Here is a 24,571-nt window from a genome sequence, read left to right on the forward strand (position 1 = left end):
TGACGGATAGCACGGTGCCGTCGCAGTGCCAGCACCCATGTGGGATCGCCTCATCACCGACTGCAATGTGGCCACCATGGTCGCGACCGACGATGACCCTCTGGGCATCATCACCAATGCCGCCATCGGCATCGACGGCGGACGCATTGTGCGCATCGCCAAGCGCACTGAGCTGGCCGGCTTCCGCGCCTGCGAAGTCACCGCACTCGACGGCGCCTGGGTTACGCCCGGCCTCATCGACTGCCACACCCATCTCGTTTTCGGCGGCAACCGCGCCGATGAACATGCGATGCGCCGCGCGGGTGCCAGCTATGAGGAAATCGCCAAGGCCGGCGGCGGCATCCTTTCGACCGTCGAAAAGACCCGCGCCGCGAGCGAGGAGCAATTGCTCGCCTCGGCCCGCCGCCGCCTTGACGCGCTCGCCTCGAGCGGCGTCACCACCATAGAGGTCAAGTCGGGCTACGGCCTCGACCCCGACAGCGAACTCAAGATGCTCCGCGTCGCCCGCGCGCTCGACGGCCATGCCGGGGTGAAAGTGGTCGCGACTCTCCTCGCGCTCCACGCGCTGCCCGCCGATGCCGACCGCTCGCATTATGTCGACATGGTGGTGAAGAAGACCATCCCCACCGTCGCCGCCGAGGGGCTGGCGACCAGCGTCGATGCCTTCTGCGAGGGCATCGGATTCACGCCCGCCGAGGTCGAGGCGGTGTTCACCGCCGCGCGCCACCACGGGCTCGGCGTGCGGCTCCATGCCGAACAATTGTCGAACCTTGGCGGAGCCAGGCTCGCCGCGCGCTACAAGGCGCTGTCGGCCGACCATCTCGAACATCTCGACGAGGAAGGCGCCGCCGCGATGGCTGCCGCGGGAACGGTGGCGGTGCTATTGCCGGGCGCATTCTACTGCCTGCGCGAGACCCGTCGCCCGCCGGTCGATCTCCTGCGCAAGGCAGGGGTGGCGATGGCGGTCGCGACCGACTGCAATCCGGGCACCTCGCCCACGCTTTCCTTGCCTCTGATGATGAACATGGCCACCACGCTGTTCGGCCTGACGCCCGAGGAAGCGATCATGGGCACGACCATTCATGCCGCCCGCGCCTTGGGCCTTGCGCATGAACGGGGTGTGCTCTCGCCGGGCAAGAGCGCCGACCTCTGCGTCTGGAAGATCGAGGGGCTGGCGGAACTTGGATATTGGATCGGCCTTCCGGGGCCGCACCTGCGGATCGCCGCGGGACAGGACAGGGGAGTGAAATGAACGAACGCCGCGACAACAGCCGCGTCATCCGGGCGCGCCGGGGTGGAGAGAAGGTGGCGAAGCATTGGACCACCGAGGCGGCGGTGCGGATGCTGATGAACAATCTCGATCCCGAGGTGGCGGAGGATCCGCAGAGCCTGGTGGTCTATGGCGGGATCGGCCGCGCCGCGCGCAACTGGGACTGTTACGACCGGATCGTCGAGACGCTCGAGCGGCTCGGCGAAGATGAAACGCTGCTCGTCCAGTCGGGCAAGCCGGTAGGGGTCTTTCCCACCCACAAGGACGCGCCGCGGGTGCTCATCGCCAATTCGAACCTCGTTCCCAAATGGGCCGACTGGGACCATTTCAACGAATTGGATCGCAAGGGCCTCATGATGTACGGCCAGATGACCGCGGGCAGCTGGATCTACATCGGCAGCCAGGGCATCGTCCAAGGCACCTACGAGACCTTTGCCGAGATGGGCCGCCAGCATTATGGCGGTGACCTTGAAGGCAAGTGGATTCTGACCGGCGGGCTCGGCGGAATGGGCGGCGCACAGCCCCTGGCGGCGGTGATGGCGGGCGCGCATTGCATCGCCATCGAGGTCCAGGAAAGCCGCATCCAGAAGCGGCTCGAGACGCGCTATCTCGATCATCGCGCCGACAGCGTCGAGGAAGCATTGGAGATCATCGGCAAGGCCGACCGGCCCACCAGCGTCGGGGTGCTCGGCAATGCCGCCGACATCTATCCCGAACTGATCGAGAAAGGCATCCGTCCCGATGCGGTGACCGACCAGACCTCGGCGCATGATCCGGCCAATGGCTATTGCCCGGCAGGTTGGAGCGTCGAGGAATGGCAGGACGCGCGCGAGAAGGATCCGGCGGGGCTGGCCCGCGCGGCGCGCGACAGCATGGCGCGGCAGGTGCGCGCGATGGTCGCCTTCCACGAGATGGGGGTGCCGACCTTCGACTATGGCAACAATATCCGGCAGGAGGCCTTCGACCAGGGGGTGCGCCGTGCCTTCGCCTTTCCGGGCTTCGTCCCCGCTTATGTGCGGCCGCTCTTCTGCAAGGGAGTGGGCCCGTTCCGCTGGGCGGCGCTGTCGGGCGATCCCGAGGATATCGCAAAGACCGATGCCAAGGTGAAGGAGCTGATCCCCGACGATCCGCACCTCCATCGCTGGCTCGACATGGCGGCCGAACGCATCGCCTTCCAGGGGCTGCCGTCGCGGATCTGCTGGGTCGGGCTGGGGCAGCGGCACCGGCTCGGGCTGGCGTTCAACGAGATGGTGGCGAAGGGCGAACTCAAGGCACCGGTGGTGATCGGGCGCGACCATCTCGACAGCGGCAGCGTGGCCTCGCCCAACCGCGAGACCGAAAGCATGCTCGACGGCTCGGACGCGGTGTCGGACTGGCCGATCCTCAACGCGCTTCTCAACACCGCGAGCGGAGCGACCTGGGTGAGCTTCCATCATGGCGGCGGGGTCGGCATGGGCTATTCGCAGCACTCGGGCGTGGTGATCGTCGCCGACGGCAGCGAGGATGCCGCGCGGCGCCTCGAACGCGTGCTGTGGAACGACCCGGGCACCGGGGTGATGCGCCATGCCGACGCGGGCTATGACATCGCGAAGGACTGCGCGCGCGAACAGGGGCTCGATCTTCCCATGGTGACCCGATGATCCAGCTCGACCCCACCAACATCGACCTCAACACTCTCCGCCAGCTGTGGGAAGGGGAGGAAGGCAGGCTCGACGATGCCGCGCAGCGCCGCATCGCCGACAGCGCCGAGGTGGTCAGCCGCATCGTCGCGGGCGGGGAAACCGTCTATGGGGTGAATACCGGCTTCGGACTGCTCGCATCCGAACGGATCGCGCCCGACCGTCTCGCCGAATTGCAGCGCAACCTCATCCTCTCGCACAGCTGCGGGCTGGGCGATCCCTTGCCGCGCCATGTCACCCGCCTGATGATCCAGCTCAAGCTGCTCGGGCTGGGACGCGGCCATTCGGGGGTGCGCCCGCTCGTCACCGACGCGCTGCAGGCGCTGCTCGACGCCGACGCCATGCCGGTCGTCCCCTCGCAGGGCAGCGTCGGGGCCTCGGGTGACTTGGCGCCGCTCGCGCACATGACCGCGACCCTGCTCGGCGAAGGCTGGATCGACCTCAAGGGCGAACGGATGCCCGCCGCCAGGGCGTTGCAGAAAATCGGCCTCGGCGCGATCGAACTGGGGCCCAAGGAAGGCTTGGCCTTGATCAACGGCACGCAGGCCTCGACCGCGATCGCGCTCGATGCTTTGTTCACGGGTTCGCGCGTCTTCGATGCCGCGGTCGCCGCGGGTGCCTTGTCGGTCGATGCGCTGATGGGGAGCGTCAAACCCTTCGATCCGCGCATCTCGCAACTGCGGGGCCAGCCGGGCCAGATCCGCGTCGCCGCGGCGCTGCGCGAATGGCTCGACGGTTCGCAGATCGTCGAAAGCCACCAGCGCTGCGGCAAGGTGCAGGACCCCTACAGCTTCCGCTGCCAGCCGCAGGTGATGGGCGCCGCGCTCGACCTCCTCGGCAGCGCCGCTGCCACGCTCGAGATCGAGGCAGGGGCGGTCACCGACAATCCGATCCTGTTCGAGGAAGATGACAGCGCGATTTCGGGCGGCAATTTCCATGCCCAGCCGGTCGCCTTCGCCGCCGACATGATTTCGATGGCGCTCTGCGAGGTGGGCAGCTTGTCGGAACGGCGCACCAGCGTGCTGGTCGATCCCAAGATGAGCGGGCTACCGGCCTTCCTCATCGACGATGGCGGAGTGAATTCGGGGCTGATGATCCCGCAGGTCACCGCCGCGGCACTGGTCAGCGAGAACAAGACGCTCGCCTATCCCGCCAGCGTCGATTCCATCCCCACTTCGGCGGGGCAGGAAGACCATGTCTCGATGGCGCCGATTGCCGCGCGCAAGGCGCGCAGCATCGCGCAGAATGCCGCCGGGGTGATCGCGGTCGAACTGATCGCGGGCGCGCAAGGGGTGGATTATCACAAGCCGCTGAAGACCAGCCCGAAGCTCCAGGAACTGCACGCGATGGTGCGGCGCCACAGCGCCTATCTCGAAAGCGACCGCTACTGGGCCGACGAGATGGAAGCGTTGCAGGAAGCGGTGCTCAAAGGCGAAATCGGCTAGTTGCCAACCCGGCGCCACTCCTCGGACTTGCAGAAGATGCCGAGGACGACGCAGCCACGGACCTTGATGCGGTCGGACGAGATCTGCTCGATCCGGCCGCTCGCATTCATGTTGCGGTCGGCAACGAACACCTTGGCCTTGTAGCGATTGGGCCCGTCGGGCTGGATGTCGGTAATCAGCCGCGATCCGACAAGATTGATCCCGCTTCCCTTGCGGGCGCGTTCCTTCTGCTTTTCCGAAGCGCTCACCACGGTGCCGCACATCGCCGGCCCGCAGGGCGCGATGTCGATCACCAGATTGCCTTCCTTCCACTTGCCGTCGAGCGGATGGGGCGAGCCCGCGCTCGCGGGCGCGGCGAGAAGGGCCAACAGGCCAAGAGGGATCCACTTTTTCATGCCTGCCGCTTTACCATCCGCTGATGGCGCTGGGCTGAACGAATTGTGACCGGAATTTGTCAAAGCGCGCATTCTTGCCGGAAATCAGCGGTCGCGGCGGATCGGGCAGGCGCCTTCATGCTCCTCGACGAAGCGACGAATATGGTGGCTGGCATGGCTCAATGCGGGGCGCCACGTCGCCATCCCCATGTGATGGGTGTCGAGTTCGATGGCCTCGTCGACTTCATGCTCGGCGCCGCGCGCGGCATTGGGCGCGACGATCCCGTCGCGCCGCGACCAGAAGGCAAGCGTCGGTACGGGCGGCTTGCCCACCCCGCGCTGAAAGGGCGGGTGATCGACATGATGGCCGGCGATCCGCTCGTAGAGCCAGCGGACATTGTTGTTGGTCTTGAGATCGCCCGAAAAAGGCGAAGCCAGCGTCACCACCGCGCGGACATGATGCTGATGATGGCGGGCGGCCGCGCGGGCGAACAGCCCGCCGAGGCTCCACCCCACCAGCAGGACCTTGCGCCCGTCATTGAGCGCGTCGAGCCGCTCGCCGATGCGGATCATCGTGTCGGGCCGCGCGCCGCGATTGACGCCCATCCCCCAGCCATGGACGCGCCACCCGCTGCGTGCCAGCGCGCGGCGGATTTCCATCGTCGCCCGGTCGGAAGCGAGAAAGCCCGGAATGACCATCGCGGGCGGGCCTTCCTCGGGACCGCGCGGGTTGAGATGGCCCAGCCGTGCCAGCATGCGGGGAAAGGACCAGACCACCTCGCGCGTTCGATGCCAACCTGACGGAGCCAGGTCGCCAGGATCGAAACGATCCGCCTCACCCGGGCGCGGTGTGATGTCCTTGTTCACCCCATCAATATGGGGTCGGTTCACCCGCGATACAAGTTTATCGCGGAAAACCCCTATTTCTTGAGAAAGTTGTCGATTTCGCGCACCACCGTGCGCACCCCCTTGCGCGACACGCCGAACCCCATGTGCGAACAGTCCACCTCGCAGGCGGCATCGCATTCATGCGGCAGCCCCCGCGCCGACCGCGGCGCGACGATCCCGTCCCTTCGCGACCAGATTGCCAGGTGCGGCACCGGCGGCTTCTCGGTAATCCGCGGCAAGGGCGGATCATCGACCTTGTGCCCCGCCACCCATTCATAAAGCCGCCACACATTGTTGGCGCGCACATCGCCCGAAAAGGGGCTGCCCAGCGTTACCACCGCGCGCACCCGCTCGGGCCGCGCCCGCGCATATTCGCGCGCGAACAGCCCGCCGAGGCTCCACCCCACCATCAGCACCGGCCCCTCGGGCACCGCCTTCGAAAGCTGTCCGTCGATCCGGTCGAGAATGTCGGCGCTCGCACCCCGGTTGAGTCCCAGCCCCCAGGGATGCACCCGCCACCCCGCTTCGGCCAGCGCCCGGCGCAATTCCATCGTCGTGCGATCGGTGGCGATGAAGCCCGGGATGACCATCGCGGGCGCCCCGTCCTCGGGCCCGCGCGGCCCCAGATGCCCGAACCCCCGGTGAATGCGCGAAAAGACCGCCGCCGCCTCGAGAGCCCGCTTCCAGCCAGGCGGCGGCCGCTCGTCGAGGTCGAGGCCCTCAGAGATAGCCATCCCCGCCCATCAGTTCGGCGATCGCGGGCGGCAGCTTGACCCGCCCGTCGGCGGTCTGGTGGTTCTCGAGGAAAGGCACCAGGATCCGCGGGCTCGCCAGCGCGGTATTGTTGAGCGTATGCGCATGGCGCACCTTCCCGTCCTCGCCGCGATAGCGAAGATTGGCCCGCCGCGCCTGCCAGTCGTGCAGGGTCGAACAGCTGTGCGTCTCGCGATATTTTCCAAGGCTCGGCACCCAGCTCTCGATATCGTTCATCCGATATTTGCCGAGCCCCATGTCCCCGGTCGAGGTCTCGATGACCTGGTAGGGAATTTCCATCTTCGCCAGCAGCGTCTCCGCCGCCGCGAGCAACCTCGCATGCCACTCCTCCGAGACCTCATCGTCGGCTTCGCAAATCACATATTGCTCGACCTTGACGAACTGGTGGACCCGCAAGAGCCCGCGCACATCGCGCCCCGCGCTCCCTGCCTCGCGGCGGAAGCAAGGCGAATAGCCGGCATAGAGAATGGGCAGGTCGGCCGCCTCGAGGATCTCGCCCGAATGCAGCCCGGTCAGCACCACTTCGGCAGTCCCGGCAAGAAACATCTCGTCTTTCTCGAGCGCATAGGTCTCCTCGCGATGCCCGGGGAACTGCCCCTGCCGCACGAAGGCTTCCTCGCGCGCGATCGCGGGCACGGTGATCGGATCGAAGCCGTTGCCCATGATTTCCTCGAGCGCCCAGGTCATGAGCTTCTGTTCGAGAAGCGCCAGCCTTCCCTTGAGGCAATAGGTCCGGCTCCCCGACACCTGCGTCACGCGATTGAGATCGGCCCAGCCATTCTTCTCGATCAGCGCGACATGGTCGAGCGGTTCGAAATCGAACTCGGGCACCTCGCCCTCGGTGCGGATGACGACATTGGCGCTCTCGTCGGGCCCGACCGGTGCGCCCTCATAGGGGATGTTGGGGATGAGAAGCTGCATCGCCGCCATTTCGGCGCGCTTGCCTTCCATTTCCTTCTCGAGCGCGCTCGCGCGGTTGCCTGCTTCCTTGGCGCGCTTGCCCAGTTCGGCCTTTTGCTCGGGCGCGGCATCCTTGAAGCTTGCCGAGATGCGATTGCGCTCGGCGCGGAGCGCATCGACCTCGGTCTTGGCCGCCCGGAGTTCCTCGTCGAGCGCGAGAAAGCGGTCGAGATCGAGCGTCACGCCCTTGTCGATGATGGCCTGTTTCACCCGGTCGGGATGGGCCTTGATAAAATCCATGGACAACATGACGGAGCGAATTGGCCCATCTGCCCGTTGCTTGCAAGGCTTCTGCTCGCCTATCGCTACTGGGAACAACAGGGGAAATATCCATGCCGTCCGGCCTACTTGCACTGCTCGATGACGTTGCATTGATCGCCAAGACCGCCTCGGCTTCGGTCGACGATGTCGCCGCCGCGGCAGGCAAGGCGGGTTCCAAGACCGCAGGCGTGATCATCGACGATGCCGCGGTCACGCCGCGTTACATGGTCGGGCTCGACCCCAGCCGCGAACTGCCGATCATCGGCAAGATCACGCTCGGCAGCTTGAAGAACAAGCTCATCTTCCTGTTACCCGCGGCGCTCCTGATGGCGCAATTCGCGCCATGGCTGATCGTGCCGGTGCTGATGCTCGGCGGTGCCTATCTGTCCTTCGAAGGCACCGAGAAGATCATCGAGGCAGTGACCGGCGACCATCATGGCGAAGCCACGCTCGCCGAGGCCGACACCCCCGAAGAACTCGAACAGCGGCAGGTCGCGGGCGCGATCCGCACCGATTTCATCCTCTCGGCCGAGATCATGGCGATCACCTTGAACGAACTCACCGAGGGAGGCGGTCTCGACAGCATCTGGATGCGCGCGGGGGCGCTCGCGATCGTCGCGGTGGCGGTCACGCTGGTGGTCTATGGGTCGGTCGCGCTCATCGTGAAGCTTGACGACATCGGCCTCCATCTCGCCAAGCGCGAAAATGGCGCGGCGCGAAAGATCGGCCGGGCGATGATCGCCTTCGTCCCCAAACTGCTCAAGTTTCTCTCGGTGGTAGGGACCGCGGCGATGCTCTGGGTGGGGGGAAGCATCCTCCTCCACGGCTTCCACGAGCTGCACATCTTCGATTTCCTCTACCAGTGGCAGCATGACGCGGCACTGGCATTGGGCGGCGACAATGGCATGCTCGTCTGGGCGGTCGAAACGCTCGGCGCGGCGCTCGTCGGCCTCCTCTTCGGCTTCATCATCGTCCAGATCGTCACCTGGCTGTTCGGCCATCACCCGCTCCATGGCGGCGGCGAACCGGTGCGGAAGGCGTGAACGCGCTCGCGGTCTTTCTCGGCGGTGGGCTGGGCGCGCTGCTTCGCTGGCTGGTGGGCAAATGGTCGATCGGCGCGGTCGGCACCGCTTTTCCGATTGCCACCCTGTCGGTCAATCTGGCGGGCAGCCTCGCGATCGGGCTGGCGATCGGCGCATTGGACGGGGTGGGCCATACCGCGCGGCTCTTCTTCGTGACGGGGGTGCTCGGCGGCTTCACCACCTATTCGGCCTTCAGCCTCGATGCGCTCACCTTGTGGCAGCGCGGACAGTCGGGGCTCGCCGCGCTCTACGTGCTGCTGACGTTGGTGGGGGGCCTGGGAGCCTGCGCGGCGGGCTACCAGCTCGCGCGCTAGGCAAGGGCCAGGGCTGCCCTAGTCGAAATGCAGGCGGCGATAGCGCCCGCGAAAATAGAGCAGGGGGTCGAGATGCTCCTCGAAAGTCGCTTTCTTGACTTCGCCGACGAGGATCCAGTGATCGCCCCCGTCATGCACCGCGTGGCGCGAACATTCGAACACCGACAGCGAATCCATCAGCACGGGCGCGCCCAATTCGCCTTTCTCCCATTCGGTCTGGCCGAAACGGTCCTCGACGAAGGTCGAGAAAGTGATCGAGGCGGGGCGCTGCTCGGTCTGCAGGACATTGACCGCGAAATGGCTCGCCTGCGTCAGCGGGGTCGCGCTCGCCGCCGCCTTGGCGATGCACACCAGGAGGAGCGGCGGGTCGAGCGACACGCTGGTGAAGCTGTTGGCCGTCAGCCCGATCGGATTGCCGTCATCGTCGAAACAGGTGACGATCGTCACCCCGGTCGCAAAACAGCCCAGCGCATCGCGCAGGGTGCGCGGGTCGCACCCGCTCCGATATTCACTGGGCTTCGCCATTGGCAGGGCCATAACGCCCTGCTTCGGCCTCGCCAAGCGCCAGCAGTTCGCTCGCGCTCAAATCCTCGAGCCGCGCTGTGACGCTCTCGAGGCTGTCGGCGACGAAATAGAGCGGCTGGAAGCAATCGTTGCGATAGGGCGTGGCGGCGGCATCGGCGACGGTAAAGCGCGGACGCGGCACCTCGGCCTCGAGCGCGGCCCGCGCTTCGGAAAAGCTCGATGCCAGTCCCGCACCGAGGATGCGCGTCTCGCCCCGCTCGGCGGCCAGCCCGAATTCGACGCTGTGCCAGTAGATGCGCGAGATCGTCTCGCCTTGCCCCGCCGCGCAGGCCGCGACCCCGAGGTGGCCCAGCGCCTCCATCAGCCGCGCCATCGGCTGGTAGGCCAGAAGGGGGACATGACCGAAGATGTCGTGAAAGCAGTCGGGCTCCTCGAGATAGTCGAGCTGCGCGCCGTCGCGGATGAAATTGCCGATGGGAAAGACCCGGTCGGCCAGCATTGCGAAAAAGGCCGCGTCGGGAACGATCCCCTCGACCGACACCAATTGCCAGCCGGTGAGCGCCTTCAGCCGCAGCGACAGCGTCTTCAAGCGGGGGATTGCGGCGGGTTTGAGGTCGAGCCGCCGCAACCCGTCCATGAAGGGACTGACGATCCGCCCGTCGAGCAATTCGACCTGGCGCGAATAGAGGCGGTTCCAGGTGTCATGGTCGGCGGCGCTGAACTGTCCCCATTGTTCGGGCACGACGAAAGCGCGCCAATCGGGCGGGTCTCCGGCCTGGATCCGGGGCTGGAACATCTTCTCTGTCTCCTTCACGGGCAATAAAAAACCCGCCGAAGCTCGGGAGCTTGGCGGGCGATGGGTCCGAAAAATCTGCAGGGATTAACCTATGGCTGACTCGTCTCCATCGCACGCCTTTTCCACGCATGGCGATAGGCCGACATGGCGGCAGCCGTCGGGCAGATGCGGAAAAGGGTGATCGAACGGGTCATTGCGCTCTCGTTATGGCAATCGCCCGCTGAAGGAAAGATGAATTTTCTCGTCGAAGGCGCGTTCCGCCGTGCGGCCGCTCAGTCTTCGGCCAGCTTGCCGATGGCACGCGCCAGCTTGAGGTCGCGCTCGGTGATGCCATCCGCATCATGGCTGGTGAGGCGAAAATCGACGCGGTTCCAGACATTGGTGAACTCGGGATGGTGATCGACCTTCTCGGCATGCATTGCCACTCGGGTGAGGAAAGCGAACGCCTCGGAAAAGTCGGCAAATTCGTAGCGCCTTTCGAGCGCCTTGCCGTCCGCGCTCTTGGTCCAGCGTTGGGGAATATCCATATCGACAGCCTAGCCACGGGCGCCTGTCTTGCAAAGCGCCGCTCGAGCGCGCAGGACGCGGCCCAGACATTTCAGGGAGCCATGATGAAAAACGCCTATATCTGCGACGCCGTCCGGACCCCCATCGGAAAATTCGGGGGCGCGCTGTCGAAGGTCCGCGCCGACGATCTCGCCGCGGTTCCATTGGCGGCGCTCAAACAGCGCAATCCCGGCGTCGACTGGGCGATGCTCGACGATGTCATCATGGGTTGCGCCAACCAGGCCGGCGAGGACAATCGCAATGTCGCGCGCATGGCCGCCCTGCTCGCCGGGCTGGGCGACACCGCGCCCGGTACCACGGTCAACCGCTTGTGCGGCTCGGGGCTCGATTGCGTGGCAATGGCCGCGCGCGCGATCAAGGCGGGCGAGGCCGATCTCGTCATCGCGGGCGGCGTCGAGTCGATGACTCGCGCTCCCTTCGTCATGCCCAAGGCCGAAAGCGCATTTTCGCGCGATGCCGCGATCTACGACACCACCATCGGCTGGCGCTTCGTCAACCGGCGGCTCCAGGCCGAATATGGCATCGATTCGATGCCCGAGACCGCCGAAAATGTCGCCGAGGAATATGGCATCAGCCGCGAGGACCAGGACAAGCTCGCGCATGAAAGCCAGGTCCGCGCCGCTCGGGCCCAGGAAAATGGCCGGCTCGCCGCCGAGCTGGTGGCGGTCTCGGTGCCCCAGCGAAAGGGCGATCCCTTGATCGTCGATCGCGACGAACATCCGCGCCTTTCCAGCCTCGAGGTGCTGGCGGGCCTGCGTCCCATCGTGAAGAAGGACGGCACCGTCACCGCGGGCAATGCCTCGGGCGTCAACGACGGCGCCGCCGCGCTGATCATCGCTTCCGAAGAAGCGGTGAAGCGCCACGGCCTCACCCCGCGGGCGCGGGTGCTCGGCGGCGCGGTCGCGGGCGTGCCTCCGCGGATCATGGGGATCGGCCCCGCGCCGGCTTCGGCCAAGCTGATGGAACGGCTCGGCCTCCACATCTCCGACTTCGACGTGGTCGAACTCAACGAGGCCTTCGCCGCACAGGGTCTCGCGGTGCTGCGCGAACTGGGACTTCCCGACGATGCCGACCATGTGAACCCCAATGGCGGCGCGATCGCGCTCGGCCATCCCCTCGGGATGAGCGGCGCTCGCCTCGCGCTCACCGCCACCGAGGAACTCGCCCGTCACGGCAAGGGCAAGGCGCTCGCCACCATGTGCATCGGAGTGGGGCAGGGGATCGCGCTCGCGATCGAACATGTCGGATGATCGACAAGGCCGCCATCCTCGAGCTGCTCGCCAAGGTCCCCGACCCCGAGATCCCGGTGATTTCGGTGGTCGACCTGGGGATCGTGCGCGGCTTCGAGGATGACCGGCTGATCATTACCCCCACCTATTCGGGCTGCCCCGCGACGGTGGAGATCGAACATTCGATTCGCGCCGCGCTCGATGCCAACGGCTTTTCCGGGGTGAAGATCGAAACGCGCCTCTTCCCGCCCTGGTCGACCGACATGATCAGCGAGGAAGGCAAGGCGAAGCTCAAATCTTACGGGATCGCCCCGCCCGAACGCAGTGAAACCGCCGAATGCCCGCAATGCGGCAGCGCGGACACCCGCGAGATTTCTCGTTTCGGATCAACGCCTTGCAAGGCCCAATGGCAATGCAACGCCTGCCTCGAGCCCTTCGACCGCTTCAAGTGCCACTAGCTAACCGCCGCACTGTCCGCGGTGCAGCAGAAAATGGTCGGCCAGCACCAACGCCATCATCGCCTCGCACACCGGCGCCCCCCGCAACCCGACGCACGGATCATGCCGCCCCCGCGTCACCGCTTCCTTGGCGTCGCCCGCCGCGTTGATCGACGCCACCGGCTTTCGGATCGAGGAGGTCGGCTTGAAGGCGATGCGGGTGACGATCGGCTGTCCGGTGGAGATGCCGCCACTGATCCCCCCGGCATGATTGCTGTCATACCTCCCGCCTTCGCGCATCGGGTCGGCATTCTCGCTTCCCCTCAGCCGCGCGGCATTCATCCCCTCGCCGATCTCGACTCCCTTCACTGCGGGGATCGACATCATCGCTCCGGCAAGGTCGGCATCGAGCTTGGTATAGATGGGCGCACCCCACCCGGCCGGAACGCCGGTGGCGCGGCATTCGACGAGCGCCCCGAGGCTGTCGCCGTCGGCGCGTGCCTCGTCGAGCATCGCGTCCCATCGGCCTGCGTCCTCCTCGCCGCCGATCGCGATTACTTCCGCCTCAACTCTCACCTCGGGAATGATCAGTCGCGCGACCGCGCCGGCGGCGACGCGCATCGCGGTTTCGCGGGCGCTGGCACGGCCTCCGCCGCGCGGGTCGCGGCGACCATATTTTTCGTCATAGGTGCGGTCGGCATGTCCCGGCCGGTAGGCGGCGTCGGCGGGGTAATCGGCAGAGCGGGCATCCACATTCTCGATCAGCATCGCGATCGGGGTGCCGGTGGTATGGCCGTCATGGACACCCGAGAGGATGCGCACCTGGTCGGGTTCCTGCCGGGGCGAGACGTTCCTGCCGGTCCCAGGGCGCCTCCGGTCGAGATATTGCTGCACATGGGCTCCGTCGAGCGCGATTCCCGGCGGGCAGCCGTCGAGCATGCAGCCGATCGCCGGACCATGGCTTTCGCCCCAGGTCGCGAGCCGGAGCAGATGGCCGAAGATATTGTGGCTCATTCCAATTCTTCCAGTTGTGCGCCGAGCGATCGCATCACCTCGGCAAATCCCGGGAAGCTGACCGCAATCGAGCGGCCGTCGTCAAGCGTCACTGGCTGCCGTGCACCCAGACCCAGTGTGAGAAAGGCCATGGCGATGCGATGGTCGCCATGCGCCAGCACCATGCCGCCGCCGCGCACCTTGCCGCGGCCGAGGATCCGCAACGCGTCGGCCTCGGGAAAGACCGAGACGCCGTTGGCGGTCAACCCCGCCGCGACCGCGCCCAAGCGGTCCGATTCCTTGTGTCGCAGTTCGCCGAGGCCCTCCAGATGGCTTTCGCCATCGGCAAAGGAAGCGACGCAGGCGAGCAGCGGGATTTCGTCGATGGTCGAAGGCACCTGATCGGGGGCAAGATGGATCGGTTCGAGCCGGTCGTGGGAAACGGTCACGTCGGCGACCGGCTCTCCCGACTGGATCCGTTCGGCGTCGATTTCGACCCGCGCGCCCATTCGCTCGATCGCTTCGAGGAAGCCCGTCCGTCCCGCGTTGATGCAGACGCCGGGGGTGGTCACCGAAGCGCCGTGGATGATCGCGGCGGCCGCCCAGAGGAAGGCCGCCGAGGAAGGATCGCCCGGCACATGGATGTCGGTGGGGCGAAGCGAGCGTTGATTGCCGAGACGCACACACCAGCCTTCGGGGCAGGGCTCGGCGTCGACCTCGACCCCGAACTGAAGCAGCATGACCTCGCCATGATCGCGGCTGGGAACGGGTTCGACGATGCGCACTGGCCCCTTGCTGCGCAGGCCCGCGAAGAGCAGCGCCGTCTTGACCTGCGCCGAGGCGACGCGGCCGACATGGTCGATCCCGCCGAGCCTCTGGCCGTGCAGGGTGATCGGCAAATGGTCGGCGCCGTCAAATCGCGCGCCCATGCGCGACAGGGGTTCGGTGATGCGGTGCATCGGACGGCGCGACAGCGAGGCATCGCCGGTGAAAGTCGCACGCAGTCCCTCGACGCCTGCTGCCGCGCCCATCAGGAGCCGGGCGCTGGTCCCGCTATTCCCGCAGTCGAGAGGGTCTTCGGGACTCGTCCAGGGGCCTCCTTCGACGCGCCATTCGCTTCCGTTGCCCTCGATCCGCGCGCCCAGTGCCTCGACGGCTTTCGCGGTGGCCATCACGTCTTCGCTGGTGAGCAGGCCACGGATGCGGCTTTCCCCCTCGGCCATGGCGGAAAGGATAAGCGCGCGATGGCTGATCGACTTGTCGCCGGGCACGGTGGCCCGCCCGCCGAATTGCGGGCTGGGGCTGGAACGCCAGGCGCTCAAAGAAGCGCCGCCACTTGGCGGGCGAGCTCGATTGCCTGGCGGGCATTGAGACGCGGGTCGCACGCCGTCCGATAGGCGCGGTCGAGATCCGCCGGACCCTGCGGGCCGCCACCGCCCAGACATTCGGTGACATCGTCGGGGCTCATTTCGAGATGCATGCCGCCCGGATGCACGCCCGCCGCGCGGCAATGGCGGATGAAAGCGGCGATTTCGCTCGTGATCGCGTCAAAGCGGCGGAGCTTGCGGCCATCGACCTTCTCGGTGTTGCCGTGCATCGGATCGATGATCCAGACCAGATTGCGCCCGCGCACCGCTTCGAGGAGCGGCGGAAGGGCCGCGTCGATCCGGTCGGCACCAAACCTACCGATCAGCACCAGCTTGCCCGGCCGGTCTTCGGGGTCGAGCCGTTCGCACAGCCGAACGAGATCGTCCGGCTGGAGAGTCGGTCCGCATTTGAGGCCGACGACATTTTCGATCCCCGAAAGATAGTCGACATGCGCGCCATCGAGCTGGCGCGTGCGGTCGCCGAGCCAGACCATATGGCCCGAGGTCGCCCACCATCCGCCTTCGCCATCGCGGCGGGTGAGCGCTTCCTCATAGGGGAGGAGCAGCGCTTCATGGCTGGTGTAGATGGGATCGCGGCCATGACGCGCGACGCTAAGCGTGGCGGCGGTGCCGACCGACTGGAAATGGGCGCGGACCATGCGCTCGGGGTCGTGCGCGCGGGCAGCCGCCGAAAAGGCCTGCCCGTTGATGATGTCGCCGCGATAGGCAGGCAGTTCGATGCGTCCGCGCATTTCGGTCGGGGCCGAGCGTGGTTTGGCGAACTGTCCCGCGATCCGCGCGATGCGCACCAGCGGCACGCCCGCTGCGGGCCGAAGATGCTCGGCCATGCCGTCGAAAAGCTGGGCAAGGCGAGCCACCCGTTCGGCAACCGCATCGTCGAAATTTTCGGCGCAGTCGCCGCCCTGGAGGACGAAGGCGCGGCCCCGGGCGACCATGGCCATTTCCTCGCGCAGCGCGCGGGCATCGCCGATGGCGACCACGGGAGCGGCATCCTTGAGATGCGCCTCGACCGCAGCCAGCGCCGCCTTGTCCTCATAGGAGGGCAATTGCCGTGCGGGTCGTCCGCGCCATCGGCCCGGCCGCCAGCCCAAGATTTCTTCGTCACGCGCCATGCGCCGCCCCTATAGCATGCGGACGCGAAAGGCGACGGTCTTGGACAGGAGCGCTAGGCGGGCCGCCGCGCGTAGATGCCGAAGCCCGCGATCGCCGCATAGCAGAGCGCGGGCAGCGTCAGGGCGAAGGCAAGGCTGCCCGACAGGTCGGCAAGCGCGCCGAATGCGACCGGAACCACCGCGCCGCCAAAAATGGCGACATTGATGATGCCCGATCCGTCGGCGGCCCGGGGGCCGAGCTTTTCGCAGGCGAGGCTGAAGATCGTCGGGAACATGATCGAGTTCATCAGGCCCACCGCAAGGAGGCTGTAGCCCGAGACGACGCCGGTGCTATTCGCCGAGATGAGGATGAGCGTGATCGCCCCCATCGCGTTGAAGGCAAGAAGCTTGCCCGGGCTGAACATGCGCAGCAGGGCCGAGCCGATGAAGCGGCCGACCATCGCGCCGCCCCAATACAGACCGATGAGCTTGCCTGCGTCCTGTTCGGGCAAGTTGAGAACGTCGGCTTGCATCAGATAATTGACGATGATCGAGCCGATCGCGACCTCGGCCCCGACGTAGAGGAAGATGCACAGCGCGCCATAGCCGAAGCGCGTACGCTTCAGGAGGTCGAAGCCTGCAAGTCCCGAGGAAGGTGCATGGGTCTCGCCCTTAAGCTTGTTGCGGAACTTCCAGACCACCGCCGCGACCAGCGCGATCGCGACCGCGAGGCCCAGATAGCCCTGCCAGATGGCCTCCGATTCTGCCTGGCGATATTCGATGAGCGCCTGGCCCGACAGTTGTTCGGCGCTCATCGTCGCGAGGCTGCCGAGAATGAGGATCGAGCCCACGATCGGAAAGACGGTGGTGCCGAGCGAATTGAAGGCCTGCGCGAAGGTGAGGCGGCTGTGCGCGGTGCGCGGCGGTCCGAGCAGCGAGATGAGCGGATTGGCGACGACCTGGACGATCACCACTCCGCTGGCGAGCACGAAGAGGGCAAAGAGGAAGATCGCATAGGTGGCGGTCTGCGAGGCCGGAATGAACAGGAGGCAGCCGACCATCATGGTAAGAAGCCCCGCGACCGCGCCGCGCATATAGCCGATCTTCTTGACCAGTTTGGCGCCCGGAATACCGATCACGAGATAGGCGGTGAAGAAGCAGAATTGCACCAGCATCGCCTGGGTGTAATTGAGGGTGAACAGCTCCTTGAGCTTCGGAATGAGGACATCGTTGAGACTGGTGATGCCGCCGAAGATGAAGAATAGCGCAAAGACGAAATATTGCAGACCCGGCGCGTCGATCGGCTGGCCCTCTTCCTCGAAGGGGCGCGGGTCGGTACTGCTGGATACTTCCGGTGCGATGGCCATCGTGTCGTCCCCCTCATGCCGCGACGGCACGCGGCCAAGCCTGATCGTTTCGCGGCAATGTGAACGATCACATTTACCTCGTCCAGCCCATATTTAGGCACAGGCAAGGAGAAGTCGATGACAATATTCAGAACCGATGAAGAACGCTTCGCCGATGTGCCCGATTATCCCTTCGCCCCGCATTATTTCCACGTGCATCTCGACGGCGGCGAGGTGGCCCGCCAGCATTATCTGGACGAGGGACCGAGCGAAGGGCCGGTCATCCTGCTGCTCCATGGCGAGCCGAGTTGGTCCTTTCTCTATCGCCATATGATCCCGCCGCTCGTCGAAGCGGGCAATCGGGTGATCGCACCCGACCTCATCGGTTTTGGCAAGTCGGACAAGCCGACCCGCCGTTCGGATTATAGCTATGCCGCCCATGCAGGCTGGCTGGGTCAGCTTCTCGATCATCTGGGGCTGCGCGACATCGGACTCTTCTGCCAGGACTGGGGCGGCCTCCTGGGGCTTCGTCATGTCGGGATGAATCCGCAGCGCTTCGCTTTCGTGGTCGCTAGCAACACCTTCCTGCCGGTGGGCGCGGGGTCGCCAAGCGACGCCTTCGTCGCATGGCGCGAATATGCGACCACCAATCCCGCCTTCAACATCGGGGGGGTGATCCAGCGTGCGACCGTGCGCCACCTCTCCGATGCCGAGGTCGCGGCCTATGACGCGCCTTTTCCCAACGAGGAATCGAAAGCCGGGGCAAGGGCCTTCCCCGCGCTGGTGCCGGTGGCGCGCGACGATCCGGGCGCGCAGGACAATCTGACCGCATGGGAAGGCCTGTCGCGCTACGAGCGGCCGTTCCTCACGCTGTTCACCGACGAGGACCCGGTGACGCGGGGCGGCGAGCGCTATTTCCAGGAAATGGTGCCGGGCGCGGCGGGGCAGCCGCATCGCATCGTCGAGGGCGCGGGGCATTTCTGCCAGGAGGATGCGCCCGAGATCTTCGTCGAGGCGCTCCTGTCGCTATCGGCTCAGCGGGAGCGGTCGTAACGCAAGAGGAAGCGCTTGCCCGCGATGGTTTCCTCTTCCTCGACGATCCCGCCACGCGCGCTGACCGCGGCGCGGAAATGGTCGGTGTCATAGTCGGCGAAGATATCCTCGCGCTGCGACAGGAGAGTCTGGACCATCGGGTCGTCCTTGGTCGGAAATTCGATCACGCCGACCGGCGCGATGCCCATCAGCCAGTCCACCGCCATGTCGAGCGGCACGTTCCGGCCAATCGCGATATGGTGGATGACCGCGAGCGGCGACAGTGGCAGCGACCGGCAAACGGCACAAGGCATGACGGCCCCAGAAGCCGGACCCGGCGCTTCAGCTGCGATCTTCATGCATTTCGATGGTGGCATGGTCGATGTGGAAGCGTTCGAGGAGCAGTGCCCTTGCATCGCTCTTGATCCTTGTCATGTCGGAGCCTGCCGTCGCGGTGATTTCCATGGTGACCACCGGTCTTTCCTGCGTGACCGACCAGGCGTGGATATGATCGACCCTGCACACGCCTTCGACCTGCATCAGGAGATCCGCCACTTCCCGCCGGTCGAAACCGCGCGGCGCACCTTCGAGCAGGATGTGGCCGCTTTCCTTTACGACCGCCCATGCCGAGCGCAGGATGATGAGGACGACCAGAAGCGACAGAAGCGGATCGATCGGCGTCCAGCCGGTGAAGATGATCACGAGCGATGCAATGATCGCGGCCACCGAGCCGAGAAGATCGCCCGCGACATGAAGCATCGCGGCGCGGATGTTGAGATTGTCGCTGCCGCCCCGGGTGAGGATCGCAAAGGCGAGGATGTTGACCACGAGGCCGCCCACCGCGACCCACAGCATCAGCCCGCCGAGGATTTCGCCGGGCGCGCGCAGCCGTTCGATCGCTTCGTAACTGATCCAGGCAGCGATGGCGAACAGCGACAGGCCGTTGACGAAGGCCGCGAGCACCGAAAAACGGTCGAAACCATAAGTGCGTTTCCAGTCGGCGGGACGTCGCGAGATGCGAAAGGCGAACCATGCCAGCATCAGCGATGCGAAGTCGGTGAGCATATGGCCCGCATCGGCGATGAGTGCGAGCGAGCCCGACACGATCCCGCCCACCAGTTCGGCGATCATGAAGCTGCCGGTCAGTGCGGCGGCGAGCGCGATCTTGCGCTCGTTGCGCGGAGCATGTGAGTGGCCGTGATGGTCGCCGCCCATATCCTACCTTCCTTGTGTCACCGGCACGCAGGCCGCCCAACTGGTTTTCGGGGCCGCGAAGGTTTATCCTGCGCGCCGCCCTGCCACTGCAGAGGCAAGCAGAAAGGAGTAGCAAATGTCTATCCTTTACCCCCTGATGATGCTGGCCGCCGGCAGCGCGGCACTTCCTCCCGACAAGGGCGATGACGAGGCCGCGATCGCCAGCGCGACGAGCGCGGCGCCCGCTTCGGTGACCGCCGATGCCACGATCGTGGATGGCGAGGGCAAGGTCATCCGCAAAGGGAAGAACGGTTTCACCTGCCATGCCGAAAGCGCAGCCATGGGGCCGATGTGCAATGATGCCACCTGGGGCAAGCTGATCGCCGCCCTGATGGCCGGAAAGCCCTATGAGGGCAAAAGCTTCGGTGTTTCCTACATGCTCGCAGGGGAAGGCGATGCGCCCGGCGTCAGCAACAAGGACCCGGCCGCGACGGCTCCCAGCCCCGACAACGACTGGATCAAGGAAGGCCCGCACATGATGATCATCCTTCCCGATCCGGCGATGCTCGAAGGCATTTCCACCGATCCGGCCGATCCCGTCTATGTGATGTGGAAGGGCACGACCTACGCGCACCTGATGGTGAGGATCGCCGAGGAGAATTGAGGCTCAAGGCTCGGCGGAACCTGTGAAAGAGGGGGCGGCCAATGTCGCCCCCTCCCGAAAGCGCGACCTTATTGCGTCGGGCCCGCCTGACCGTCGTCAGTCGCCGTGGTGTTGGCGACCGGCACCTCCTCGGGTGCCTCGTCGGTGAAACGGTCTGCATGATCGTTGGCGAACTGTAGCTGGCACTTCTTCTGCACGCTGTTCACCCGCAGCGCCTCATATTCCCCCATCATGCGGGCATATTCGGCATTTTCCGCGCTATTCTTGCCCTTCATGAAAAGGAGCGCGGGCGCGAAGAGCACCATGCCCACGCCCATCGCCCATTTGTCGTTATTATTCCGCTTCTTCAGGCTGTGATACAGCTCGTTCGACTTGCGCTCCACCGCGGCCATTTCGAGGCCGATCTGGTCGCAGTCATAATCCTGGAACTGGATCGGCGAGACATAGGCCGGCGCGATCTTGTTGGGATTGGAAGCGCACGCAGTCAGGGAACAGACGCCAAGCAACAGTACAAATTTCTTCATTACAAACCCCCGTTTTCATGAGGGGTCCCGATTGCCTGTTATCGGGCCGAGCAACCACCAGTAACTGGTCCGGTTCTGGTCCGAATCGGACCAATCACGCCGCGACAGATATGGTCGCCCCGCGTGGGTGCAAGGCATCGAAAAGAGCGGCGGGAGCGGACGATCAAAGGATGGCGGAGCGGGTGGGATTCGAACCCACGATACGGGGTTACCGTATACACACTTTCCAGGCGTGCGCCTTCGACCACTCGGCCACCGCTCCGTACCGGGCGACCCTTTAGGCAGAAGCGGCGGTGGGGGCAAGGCCGCTTGCCGCTTTGCCCGCGCATGCTAAAGCCACGGGCATGACAAGGCGGATCGGAAAAGCCCCCAGCGCGGCCGAACTGGAAGCGCTCGCGCTCGAGGCCATGCGGCGCCTCGGAAAGCCGTTCAGCGACCATCTCGACGAAATCGTTCTCAAGATCGAGGATTTCGCCGACGAGGCGACGCTCGCCGCGATGGGCATGGAAGATCCGTTCGAACTGACCGGCCTATACGAAGGCGTGCCGCTTCCCGAGCAGAGCGTCGAACAGTCAGGGACTCTTCCACCGGTGGTGCGCCTGTTCCGCCGTCCCATCCTGGATGAATGGGCCGACAATGGCTCCGAGACGCTCGAGGAATTGGTGCATCATGTGGTGATCCACGAACTGGGGCATCATTTCGGGCTGTCGGACGAAGATATCCATGCGCTCGAGGAGCAGGCCTGATGCTGCTCGAACTGTCGGACGTAAGCTGCCGGCGCGGCGGGCGTCTGCTGTTCGAACATCATGATCTTGCGCTCGCGGCGGGCGATGCGGTGCACCTCACCGGACCCAATGGCGTGGGCAAATCGAGCCTTTTGCGGTTGGCGGCGGGGCTGCTCGCGCCCGCCGCGGGCAGTATTCGGCGCGCTGACGCCGCGCTCGCCGACGACAGACTAGCACTGGACATGGAAAAACCGCTGGGGGAGGCGCTTGCCTTCTGGGCGCGCATCGACGGCATATCGCCGGACGCCGCGATGGAAGCGATGGGGCTGGCGCCGCTCGCCGACGTTCCGGTGCGCTTCCTGTCGACGGGACAGGCGCAGCGCGCCCGGCTGGCGCGGGTGATCGCCTCGGGTGCACCGCTCTGGCTGCTCGACGAACCGCTCAACGCTCTCGACAAGGATGGTCGCGATCGGTTGGGCCGCGCCATCGCCGCGCACCGCGAAAAGGGCGGTGCGGTTCTCGCGGCGAGTCATGTTTCGCTTGGCGAGGATTGGCGCGAGGCGCGGCTATGATGCGACTTCTCCTCCTTCGCGAAGCGCGACGCGCCTGGCGCGCGGGTGCCTGGCTGCCGATCGCCTTCTTCCTTCTGGTCGCCGCGCTCATTCCCTTCGGGGTGGGGCCCGACCCACGGGTCCTCGAGCGCATCGGGGTGGGGGTGATGTGGGTCGCGGCAGTGCTCGCGGCGCTGCTCCCGATCGAAAGGTTGGTCGAGCCCGACCTCGCCGACGGGACAATCGATCAGCTGGTGCTGCGCGGAGTGAGCGAGGAATGGATCGCGGCGAGCAAGATCCTCGGCCATTGGCTGGGCTTCGGGCCGATGTTGCTCTTCGCGACCTTTCCCGCGACGATCCTTCTCGGCAGCGAGGGGGCGGGGCTCGAGCGGCTGCTGGTCGGCCTCGCCATCGGGACCCCCGCGCTTGCCGCGCTGTCGGTGGCGGTCGCGGCGCTCACCGCGGGCCTGTCGCGCGCAGGGGCGCTGGCCGGGCTCCTGCTGCTGCCGGTCGCGATTCCGCTGTTGATCTTCGGGGCAGGCGAGGGGCCGTCGGCGCTCAAGTTCGAGGCCGCGACCGCGCTCGCCTTGCTGGTCGGAAGCCTGTTCGTGACCGCGGCGGCGCTCCGCGCGGCTCGGCGCTAGCCGCGCGACCAGCGCGCGAAGATCGCGGTGGGAAGCAGCAGGCCGCGACTTTCCTCGCGGACCGCCATTTCGCCCATCTCGACCGTGCCGCCGAGATGCGCGGTCGCCTGTCGAACGAGTTCGCCGATCGCCAGCGCTGACATGCGCACCGCATAGACGGTGAGAATCATGAAGCGACTCTTGTCGTCGAGCAGCTTGGCGCAGTCGCCGACCAGCGGCGCCAATTGCTCTTCGAGCTGCCAGCGCTCGCCCTTGGGGCCGCGTCCGAACTTGGGCGGGTCGAGCATGATGCCGTCGTAGCGGCGGCCGCGCCGGACCTCGCGCGCGGCGAACTTTGCGGCATCCTCGACCAGCCAGCGGATCGGGCGGTCCTCCATGCCCGACAGAGCGGCATTGTCGCGCGCGCCGTCGACGGACTTTTTCGAGGCATCGACATGGACGAGCCGGGCGCCCGTCTCGCTCATCTGGAGCGTGCCGACCCCGGTGTAGCCGAACAGGTTCATCGCTTCGCTGCCTTCGCCAAGCCGCTCGCGCGCGAAATCCCACTGGGGCGCCATGTCGGGGAAGAAGGCGAGATGGCGGAAAGGAGTGAGGCTGGCGTGGAAGCGCACCTTGCCGCGCGAAAGCGGCCAGCGCTCGGGCACCGCGCGATGCTCGACCCAGCGGCCGCGTCCATCCTCGTCGGAGGCGGGCATGAAGGTCGCGTGCGGATCCCAGTCGTCCAGCGCGCGGGGCCACATGGCCTGGGGTTCGGGGCGAACCACGCGAATGTCGCCATAGCGTTCATATTTTTGCCCGTCGCCGCAGTCGATGAGGCCCCAGTCGTCCCAGGGCTCGGCAATCAGGCTGGTGAGCGAATTCATCGGTTTTCTCCGCGGCGCCGTCGCAGCGCCAGAATGAAGATGGTGAGAGCGATGAAGGCGAAGGCGAACCATTGCACCGCATAGCTCATGTGGTTGTCGGGCAATTGCGAAGGATCGGGGCGCTCGAAGGGTTCGAGGCCGGCCTGTGGCGGATCGGCCTGGAGGCGGACCTTTCCTTCCTGGCCCGGAACGATCAGCCCGGTAACCACGCCGGCCTCCCATTCGACCGGCGAGGGGTCGCGTGACCATCCGATCAGGACGTCGACCGTCCCTCTGTCGGTCGCGCATTGCTTGACCTGCGCATAGCCGAGCGTGCCGCGCTGGTTATGCGCGGCGGTCGCGCCGCTTTCGATCACGCCCTGGCAATCGACCGCGCTGCGGCGGAACAGCGCTTCGCGCATTTCTGCCTTCCCGCGCGGGAAGGCGATGACCTCGTCGTCGCCGAGCGCGCTTTCATATTGGGCAATCAGCGCGTCTTTCCACTTGGCGCGTTCGAGCTGCCAGAAGCCGAGCCCGAGCATCACCGCGATCGCCGCGCCGACGATGATGGTGGCGAGCCATTGGGCATTGCGGGTCATGGGCGCAGCCTCCCTTCGCGCGGGCCGGTGCGATATTCCTGCACGAGCAGCGCTGCCTTGCCGAGGCGCAGGCCGAGGAGGGTCATGCCGATCAGCAGCGGAAGCCAGATGGAATGGACCCAGAAAGGCGGCGCAAGGCCGAGTTCGAGCCAGATCGCCGCGCCCGCGATGATCGCCCCGATGATCAGGATGAGGAAGGCGGCGGGACCGTCGCCGACATTGAACTGGCGATAATCGAGGCCGCAGCCCCGGCAGGCGTCGGCCAGCGCGACGGCACCGGAGAAGAGCGTCCGCGCTCCGCAGCGGGGGCAGAGCCCGGAAACGGAAGCGGCGACGAGCGTGGGCCCGTCGCCGCCTTGGTGATGCCCGAAGGTCAT

General features: G+C 66.1%; 29 protein-coding genes and 1 tRNA gene. 12 read left to right on the plus strand and 18 right to left on the minus strand.

What is annotated here, in order from left to right; translation table 11 throughout:
• The first annotated feature begins 37 nt into the window (after window positions 1-37).
• The 3 genes from hutI to hutH are packed head-to-tail and all read left to right on the plus strand — an operon-like array spanning window position 38 to window position 4,394.
• Entirely contained in the window at window positions 38-1,252 is a 1,215-nt protein-coding gene (hutI, locus tag FHS50_RS10060; RefSeq protein WP_183934296.1) for an imidazolonepropionase, read from the plus strand.
• Window positions 1,249-2,910 carry a urocanate hydratase gene (gene hutU / locus FHS50_RS10065; protein ID WP_183934297.1) on the plus strand — a complete coding sequence of 554 codons (1,662 nt, stop codon included), beginning with the start codon at window positions 1,249-1,251 and terminating at the stop codon, window positions 2,908-2,910. Before hutI ends, hutU begins: the two co-directional genes overlap by 4 nt.
• A complete protein-coding gene (gene hutH / locus FHS50_RS10070; protein ID WP_183934298.1) occupies window positions 2,907-4,394 on the plus strand; it encodes a histidine ammonia-lyase in 1,488 nt (495 codons plus the stop codon). The genes hutU and hutH overlap by 4 nt, the downstream gene beginning before the upstream one ends.
• On the opposite strand, the gene FHS50_RS10075 is transcribed toward hutH, so the two are convergent.
• The 4 genes from FHS50_RS10075 to serS all read right to left on the minus strand — a co-directional run bounded on the left by FHS50_RS10075 (window position 4,391) and on the right by serS (window position 7,630).
• Window positions 4,391-4,789, minus strand: coding sequence for a DUF2147 domain-containing protein (locus tag FHS50_RS10075; protein ID WP_183934299.1), 399 nt, complete (start codon window positions 4,787-4,789; stop codon window positions 4,391-4,393). The genes hutH and FHS50_RS10075 overlap by 4 nt on opposite strands.
• Window positions 4,790-4,873: 84 nt before the next feature.
• Entirely contained in the window at window positions 4,874-5,524 is a 651-nt protein-coding gene (locus FHS50_RS10080; RefSeq protein WP_183934300.1) for an alpha/beta hydrolase, read from the minus strand.
• A 164-nt stretch (window positions 5,525-5,688) separates the two neighbouring features.
• Window positions 5,689-6,390 (minus strand): alpha/beta hydrolase, encoded by a 702-nt coding sequence (locus tag FHS50_RS10085; protein WP_246333121.1) that lies wholly within the window; start codon window positions 6,388-6,390, stop codon window positions 5,689-5,691.
• Window positions 6,377-7,630, minus strand: coding sequence for a serine--tRNA ligase (gene serS / locus FHS50_RS10090; RefSeq protein ID WP_221184918.1), 1,254 nt, complete (start codon window positions 7,628-7,630; stop codon window positions 6,377-6,379). Before serS ends, FHS50_RS10085 begins: the two co-directional genes overlap by 14 nt.
• A gap of 92 nt (window positions 7,631-7,722) precedes the next feature.
• Between serS and FHS50_RS10095 the strand changes: the two genes are divergently transcribed.
• Together FHS50_RS10095 and crcB are read left to right on the plus strand one after the other, a co-directional pair.
• On the plus strand, window positions 7,723-8,694 hold the full coding sequence (locus FHS50_RS10095) for a DUF808 domain-containing protein (protein WP_183934302.1): 972 nt from the start codon (window positions 7,723-7,725) through the stop codon (window positions 8,692-8,694).
• Window positions 8,691-9,047 (plus strand): fluoride efflux transporter CrcB, encoded by a 357-nt coding sequence (gene crcB / locus FHS50_RS10100; RefSeq protein ID WP_183934303.1) that lies wholly within the window; start codon window positions 8,691-8,693, stop codon window positions 9,045-9,047. Before FHS50_RS10095 ends, crcB begins: the two co-directional genes overlap by 4 nt.
• A gap of 18 nt (window positions 9,048-9,065) precedes the next feature.
• Here the strand turns inward: crcB and FHS50_RS10105 are convergent, their stop codons facing one another.
• The 3 genes from FHS50_RS10105 to FHS50_RS10115 all read right to left on the minus strand — a co-directional run bounded on the left by FHS50_RS10105 (window position 9,066) and on the right by FHS50_RS10115 (window position 10,895).
• Window positions 9,066-9,572 (minus strand): flavin reductase family protein, encoded by a 507-nt coding sequence (locus FHS50_RS10105; protein WP_183934304.1) that lies wholly within the window; start codon window positions 9,570-9,572, stop codon window positions 9,066-9,068.
• Window positions 9,556-10,368 (minus strand): phenylalanine 4-monooxygenase, encoded by an 813-nt coding sequence (locus tag FHS50_RS10110; protein WP_183934305.1) that lies wholly within the window; start codon window positions 10,366-10,368, stop codon window positions 9,556-9,558. The genes FHS50_RS10105 and FHS50_RS10110 overlap by 17 nt, the downstream gene beginning before the upstream one ends.
• A 272-nt stretch (window positions 10,369-10,640) precedes the next feature.
• Window positions 10,641-10,895, minus strand: a complete 255-nt coding sequence (locus FHS50_RS10115) for a 4a-hydroxytetrahydrobiopterin dehydratase (RefSeq protein WP_183934306.1) — start codon at window positions 10,893-10,895, stop codon at window positions 10,641-10,643.
• Between the two features lie 84 nt (window positions 10,896-10,979).
• On the opposite strand from FHS50_RS10115, the gene pcaF reads away from it, so the two are divergent.
• On the plus strand, window positions 10,980-12,185 hold the full coding sequence (gene pcaF / locus FHS50_RS10120; RefSeq protein WP_183934427.1) for a 3-oxoadipyl-CoA thiolase: 1,206 nt from the start codon (window positions 10,980-10,982) through the stop codon (window positions 12,183-12,185).
• Complete coding sequence (gene paaD / locus FHS50_RS10125; protein ID WP_183934307.1) at window positions 12,182-12,622, plus strand: 1,2-phenylacetyl-CoA epoxidase subunit PaaD; 441 nt, start codon at window positions 12,182-12,184, stop codon at window positions 12,620-12,622. Before pcaF ends, paaD begins: the two co-directional genes overlap by 4 nt.
• Here the strand turns inward: paaD and FHS50_RS10130 are convergent, their stop codons facing one another.
• Genes FHS50_RS10130 through FHS50_RS10145 form a run of 4 tightly spaced genes read right to left on the minus strand, consistent with a single transcriptional unit; the run spans window position 12,623 to window position 17,440 of the window.
• Entirely contained in the window at window positions 12,623-13,615 is a 993-nt protein-coding gene (locus tag FHS50_RS10130; protein WP_183934308.1) for a chorismate synthase, read from the minus strand.
• Window positions 13,612-14,916: a 3-phosphoshikimate 1-carboxyvinyltransferase gene (gene aroA, locus FHS50_RS10135; protein ID WP_183934309.1), complete on the minus strand. Its 1,305-nt coding sequence runs from the start codon at window positions 14,914-14,916 to the stop codon at window positions 13,612-13,614. Before aroA ends, FHS50_RS10130 begins: the two co-directional genes overlap by 4 nt.
• A complete protein-coding gene (locus FHS50_RS10140; protein WP_183934310.1) occupies window positions 14,913-16,094 on the minus strand; it encodes a 3-deoxy-7-phosphoheptulonate synthase in 1,182 nt (393 codons plus the stop codon). Before FHS50_RS10140 ends, aroA begins: the two co-directional genes overlap by 4 nt.
• Before the next feature lie 53 nt (window positions 16,095-16,147).
• Window positions 16,148-17,440, minus strand: a complete 1,293-nt coding sequence (locus FHS50_RS10145; RefSeq protein WP_183934311.1) for a sugar MFS transporter — start codon at window positions 17,438-17,440, stop codon at window positions 16,148-16,150.
• Between the two features lie 117 nt (window positions 17,441-17,557).
• Here FHS50_RS10145 and FHS50_RS10150 point away from each other — a divergent pair, with 117 nt between their 5' ends.
• Window positions 17,558-18,472 carry a haloalkane dehalogenase gene (locus FHS50_RS10150; RefSeq protein ID WP_183934312.1) on the plus strand — a complete coding sequence of 305 codons (915 nt, stop codon included), beginning with the start codon at window positions 17,558-17,560 and terminating at the stop codon, window positions 18,470-18,472.
• Here the strand turns inward: FHS50_RS10150 and FHS50_RS10155 are convergent.
• Together FHS50_RS10155 and FHS50_RS10160 are read right to left on the minus strand one after the other, a co-directional pair.
• The gene (locus tag FHS50_RS10155; protein WP_183934313.1) at window positions 18,454-18,765 is read right to left on the minus strand and encodes a hypothetical protein; all 312 of its coding nucleotides are present in this window, start codon (window positions 18,763-18,765) and stop codon (window positions 18,454-18,456) included. The two genes, FHS50_RS10150 and FHS50_RS10155, sit on opposite strands and share 19 nt — an antisense overlap.
• A 28-nt stretch (window positions 18,766-18,793) precedes the next feature.
• Entirely contained in the window at window positions 18,794-19,666 is an 873-nt protein-coding gene (locus FHS50_RS10160; RefSeq protein ID WP_183934314.1) for a cation diffusion facilitator family transporter, read from the minus strand.
• 115 nt (window positions 19,667-19,781) lie between these two features.
• Between FHS50_RS10160 and FHS50_RS10165 the strand changes: the two genes are divergently transcribed.
• The gene (locus tag FHS50_RS10165; RefSeq protein WP_183934315.1) at window positions 19,782-20,309 is read left to right on the plus strand and encodes a hypothetical protein; all 528 of its coding nucleotides are present in this window, start codon (window positions 19,782-19,784) and stop codon (window positions 20,307-20,309) included.
• A 68-nt stretch (window positions 20,310-20,377) separates the two neighbouring features.
• Here the strand turns inward: FHS50_RS10165 and FHS50_RS10170 are convergent, their stop codons facing one another.
• Window positions 20,378-20,833: a metal ABC transporter ATP-binding protein gene (locus FHS50_RS10170; RefSeq protein WP_183934316.1), complete on the minus strand. Its 456-nt coding sequence runs from the start codon at window positions 20,831-20,833 to the stop codon at window positions 20,378-20,380.
• A gap of 171 nt (window positions 20,834-21,004) precedes the next feature.
• Window positions 21,005-21,095 (minus strand) — tRNA-Ser (locus FHS50_RS10175).
• An 82-nt stretch (window positions 21,096-21,177) separates the two neighbouring features.
• On the opposite strand from FHS50_RS10175, the gene FHS50_RS10180 reads away from it, so the two are divergent.
• The 3 genes from FHS50_RS10180 to FHS50_RS10190 are packed head-to-tail and all read left to right on the plus strand — an operon-like array spanning window position 21,178 to window position 22,753.
• A complete protein-coding gene (locus tag FHS50_RS10180; protein ID WP_183934317.1) occupies window positions 21,178-21,579 on the plus strand; it encodes a metallopeptidase family protein in 402 nt (133 codons plus the stop codon).
• On the plus strand, window positions 21,579-22,130 hold the full coding sequence (gene ccmA / locus FHS50_RS10185) for a heme ABC exporter ATP-binding protein CcmA (RefSeq protein WP_183934318.1): 552 nt from the start codon (window positions 21,579-21,581) through the stop codon (window positions 22,128-22,130). The genes FHS50_RS10180 and ccmA overlap by 1 nt, the downstream gene beginning before the upstream one ends.
• Window positions 22,127-22,753 carry a heme exporter protein CcmB gene (locus FHS50_RS10190; RefSeq protein WP_407696063.1) on the plus strand — a complete coding sequence of 209 codons (627 nt, stop codon included), beginning with the start codon at window positions 22,127-22,129 and terminating at the stop codon, window positions 22,751-22,753. The genes ccmA and FHS50_RS10190 overlap by 4 nt, the downstream gene beginning before the upstream one ends.
• Here FHS50_RS10190 and FHS50_RS10195 read toward each other — a convergent pair.
• The 3 genes from FHS50_RS10195 to FHS50_RS10205 are packed head-to-tail and all read right to left on the minus strand — an operon-like array spanning window position 22,750 to window position 24,571.
• A complete protein-coding gene (locus tag FHS50_RS10195; RefSeq protein WP_183934319.1) occupies window positions 22,750-23,616 on the minus strand; it encodes a class I SAM-dependent rRNA methyltransferase in 867 nt (288 codons plus the stop codon). The genes FHS50_RS10190 and FHS50_RS10195 overlap by 4 nt on opposite strands.
• The gene (locus tag FHS50_RS10200) at window positions 23,613-24,194 is read right to left on the minus strand and encodes an SURF1 family cytochrome oxidase biogenesis protein (RefSeq protein WP_183934320.1); all 582 of its coding nucleotides are present in this window, start codon (window positions 24,192-24,194) and stop codon (window positions 23,613-23,615) included. The genes FHS50_RS10195 and FHS50_RS10200 overlap by 4 nt, the downstream gene beginning before the upstream one ends.
• Window positions 24,191-24,571: a DUF983 domain-containing protein gene (locus FHS50_RS10205; RefSeq protein ID WP_183934321.1), complete on the minus strand. Its 381-nt coding sequence runs from the start codon at window positions 24,569-24,571 to the stop codon at window positions 24,191-24,193. The genes FHS50_RS10200 and FHS50_RS10205 overlap by 4 nt, the downstream gene beginning before the upstream one ends.

The sequence above is a fragment of the Sphingomicrobium lutaoense genome (assembly GCF_014195685.1).
Taxonomy (GTDB): domain Bacteria; phylum Pseudomonadota; class Alphaproteobacteria; order Sphingomonadales; family Sphingomonadaceae; genus Sphingomicrobium; species Sphingomicrobium lutaoense.